The sequence below is a fragment of the Shimia sediminis genome (assembly GCF_003990645.1).
GTDB classification, from domain to species: domain Bacteria; phylum Pseudomonadota; class Alphaproteobacteria; order Rhodobacterales; family Rhodobacteraceae; genus Shimia; species Shimia sediminis.
This window is the reverse complement of the sequence record NZ_RYZK01000058.1, coordinates 1-828: the sequence shown is the minus strand read 5'-3', so window position 1 is coordinate 828 and position 828 is coordinate 1. Positions and strand designations below refer to the sequence as shown.

1 pseudogene is annotated in these 828 nt (G+C 27.3%); it reads right to left on the bottom strand.

Annotated features, from left to right (window positions below):
* Positions 1-13: 13 nt before the first annotated feature.
* A pseudogene (atpB, locus tag EK369_RS22855) lies at positions 14-478 on the bottom strand (F0F1 ATP synthase subunit A).
* Between the last annotated feature and the right edge of the window lie 350 nt (positions 479-828).

Here is an 828-nt window from a genome sequence, read left to right as displayed (position 1 = left end):
TTTTTTAGTTTATTTAACTCACTTCTCTAGAATATAGTGTTCTTAATACAGCAAAAACATACGCTTGAATAATTGATACAGCTGATTCTAATGTTAAAAGGGCTAATTGGGTGATAATAAGTAAGTTCACAAGATAAATAGATAAAGAATTTCCTGTATTACCTAGTAAAGTTAGTAATAGATGGCCTGCAATTATATTAGCGGTTAATCGTACAGCAAGTGTTCCAGGTCGAATAACATTTCTAATTGTTTCAATACATACTATAAAAGGTATTAAAGCAGGAGGCGTTCCTTGAGGGACTAAATGGGCTAATATATGGACTGTATTATTAATTCACCCATAAATTATAAATCTTAATCATAAAGGAAGAGCTAAAGCTAATGTTAAAGATAAATGCCTTGTTCTTGTAAAAATATAAGGGAATAATCCTAAAAAATTATTAAATAAAATAAATGAAAATAAGCTTACAAATAAGATTGTTCTCCCATTTATTTTACTTCTTGCTATTAAAATTTTAAATTCTTTGTGAAGAGTAGATAAGATTTTATTTCAAAAGAAAAGACCTCGTGGAGGAATAATTCAAAATGCTGAAGGGATTAAAACTAACCCAATAAAAGATCTTAATCAATTTAACGATATACTAAAACTAGTTGATGGGTCAAAAGAAGAGAACAATCTTGCTATCATTTTCAATTAATTTTTTTTAGTTTGTAATTTTTTACTTAATGATTGTATAGGTACATGTATTGATGAGTAGTAGTTAAAAACACAGAAAACGAAAAATGTAATTGAGAATACAATAAATAAAGTGAGTCAGCTTATAGGAG